Origin of the sequence: Phenylobacterium sp., from assembly GCF_004799395.1 — a bacterium.
Taxonomy (GTDB): domain Bacteria; phylum Pseudomonadota; class Alphaproteobacteria; order Caulobacterales; family Caulobacteraceae; genus Phenylobacterium.
The window spans coordinates 1-2,708 of the sequence record NZ_SSMZ01000034.1; the positions used below are offsets into that span (position 1 = coordinate 1).

The 2,708-nt window shown below is 70.9% G+C and carries 3 protein-coding genes; all 3 read left to right on the forward strand.

What is annotated here, in order from left to right:
* Positions 1-337, forward strand: a 337-nt coding sequence (locus tag E8A12_RS02620; RefSeq protein ID WP_293366203.1) for a hypothetical protein, incomplete at its 5' end; no start/stop codon positions are given.
* Positions 337-1,617 carry a glycolate oxidase subunit GlcF gene (gene glcF / locus E8A12_RS02625; RefSeq protein ID WP_293366204.1) on the forward strand — a complete coding sequence of 427 codons (1,281 nt, stop codon included), beginning with the start codon at positions 337-339 and terminating at the stop codon, positions 1,615-1,617. The genes E8A12_RS02620 and glcF, both read left to right, overlap by 1 nt.
* A gap of 338 nt (positions 1,618-1,955) precedes the next feature.
* Entirely contained in the window at positions 1,956-2,573 is a 618-nt protein-coding gene (locus E8A12_RS02630; RefSeq protein WP_293366205.1) for a glutathione S-transferase family protein, read from the forward strand.
* Positions 2,574-2,708 lie beyond the last annotated feature (135 nt).

Genomic DNA, 2,708 nt, shown 5'->3' on the forward strand with positions numbered 1-2,708 from the left:
CAGCCGGGAGTTCTGGCTGCAGGTCCGCGAGGTCGAGGCGTTCCGGAAGGACCCGCGACGTCTGTGGCGCGTGTCTGTGCCGCCGGCGTCGGGCTGGCAAGTCGGCGAGGCGGTGGCGGGGGAGACGCTCTACGACTGGGCCGGCGGCCTGGTCTGGCTGCTGTCGGACGCCGACCCGCGGCCCGCCGTTCGCGGGCTCGGCGGCCACGCCACGCTCTTTCGCGGCCAGGGCGGGGCTTTCGAGCCGCTGGACGGGGCGCTGGCGGCCCTGACCGCGCGGGTGAGGAGTGTCTTCGATCCCAAGGGCGTCCTGAACCCCGGCCGGATGGGCGGCTGATGCAGACCGCGTTCACGCCCGCCCAGCTCGCCGATCCGGATACTGCCGTCAGCCACGCGGAGATCCGCAAGTGCGTGCACTGCGGCTTCTGCACGGCGACCTGCCCAACCTACGTCCTGTTGGGCGACGAGCGCGACGGACCGCGAGGGCGGATCGAGCTGATCAAGGCGATGCTGGAAGCCGGCGGCGCGCCGTCCAGGGAGACGGTGACCCACGTCGATCGCTGCCTCTCCTGCCTGTCGTGCAAGACGACCTGTCCCTCCGGCGTCGACTACGCCCAGCTTATCGACCACGGTCGCGCCCACATCGAGGCCCACTACCGCCGCCCGCTGGGCGAACGGTGGCTGCGCTGGGCAATCCCGGCCGTCTTGGCGAGGCCTGCTCGGCTCCGGGTGGCGATGGCGCTGGGCCGTCTGGCGCGGCCGTTGGAGCCTGTGTTCGAGGCGTTGCGACTGACGCCGCTCGCCGCACTGCTGCGGCTCGTTCCGCCGGCCGCACCGGCCGCGTCCTCACCGCGTAGCGTTCCGCCCGAAGGCCGATCGCGGGGCCGGGTGGTCCTGCTGCAAGGCTGCGTCGAGCCGGAGATGGCGCCGTCGATCCGCGCCGCCGCCATGCGGCTGATCGCGCGGGCCGGCTACGAGGTGGTGCTGGCCGAGGGCGAGGGCTGTTGCGGGGCGCTGTCGGAACATCTGGGCCGGGCGGACGAGGCGGCGGGCTTTGCGCGGACGAACCTGGCGGCCTGGACCCGGGCTGGTCCGTTCGACGCGATCGTAACCACCGCGGCGGGCTGCGGCACAACGCTCAAGGCCTATGGCCAGCGGCTGGGAGGCGACGCCGATGCGATGCAGGCCGCGGGCAAGGCGCGCGACATCCTGGAGTTCATCAGTGAGGTCGGGCTGCCGCCGGTGACGCGGCCTGGCGGGCTCAGCGTCGCCTATCATGCGCCCTGCTCGCTGCAGCACGGGCAGGGGATCAAGGCCGGTCCGGCGGATCTGTTGAGTCAGGCCGGCTACGACGTCCGCCCCATCGCCGAGGGTCACCTCTGCTGCGGCTCGGCGGGGGTCTACAACATCCTCCAGCCGGAACTGGCGGGGCGGCTCCGGACCCGGAAGGCGGCGAATATCGTCCGTACCGGCGCGGCCGTGGTGGCGGCTGGAAACGTCGGCTGCATCGCTCAGATCGCGCCGGCGGTCAGCCAGCCGGTCGTGCATCCGGTCGAATTGCTGGACTGGGCCACCGGCGGGCCGAGGCCCCCGGGCCTGGCTCAGATCGGCGCGTAAGCATCCGGCACCGGTCTTTCGCGCGGGATCGGCGCTTCCGCCCCGCCGGCGCCGCGCGGCGGACGCCGGGACGTGACGAAGCTCTCCCATTCGGTGGGGCCATCGCGCCGCGACCACACGGGACGGCGCAGGTTAGAGCGAAGACGGGCGAGGAGATGCTCGAGCGTTTCGCCAGATCCCGTCAGGTCGGGTTTGAACTGTCGATCAGCCATGGGGCGCGTCTATACCCCAAACTGCGTCGAAACGCCACGCCCGCCGGTAAAAAAGTGGTTAACAGCGGGCCGTTGACGCGCATTGCGGCGCCCGCCTAGAGCATGGCTCAACGCAAAGGAGACGCCATGAAGCTGCATACCTCGATCGGGCCGAATCCCCGGGTGGTGAAGATGTTCCTGGCCGAGAAGGGCCTGGAGATAGAGCTCATCAAGGTCGACCTTATGGGCGGGGAGAACCGGCGCGAGCCCTACAACGCCAGCGTCAACCGAGCCGGCCAGACGCCGGCGCTGGAGCTGGACGACGGCTCGACGCTGACCGAGATCACCGCCATCTGCGAATATCTGGAGGAGCGTCAGCCGAGCCCGCCGCTGATCGGGACGACTGCGGAGGAGCGCGCGGCGACCCGCATGTGGACCCGCCGCGTCGACCTGAAGGTCTGCGAGCCCATGGCCAACGGCTTCCGCTTTGCCGAGGGCCTGCCGCTGTTCCAGAGCCGCATGCGCTGCCTTCCGGACGCCGCGCCGGGGCTGAAAGCCATCGCCCAGGACGGGCTGGAGTGGCTGGAAGGCGAGTTCGCAGGCCCGTGGATTGCGGGCGAGCACTTCACCATGGCCGACATCCTGCTGTTCGCCTTCCTCGACTTCGGGGCCACGGTCGGCCAGCCGCTGGACCCCAAGTTCGGCAAGATCACCGACTGGTTCGCCCGCGTGAAGGCGCGTCCGAGCGCGGCGGCGAGCGCCTAGGTCATCGTCACCCGACACTCATCCGCGGCTCAGGAGTTCCGACCCTAAGATGCTGACGCCGCGCGCGACTGTCGACGAGGATACCGACGCCCACGCCGTAGCGGCGACGCCGGATGGCCTGCCGGTCCCTCGGCG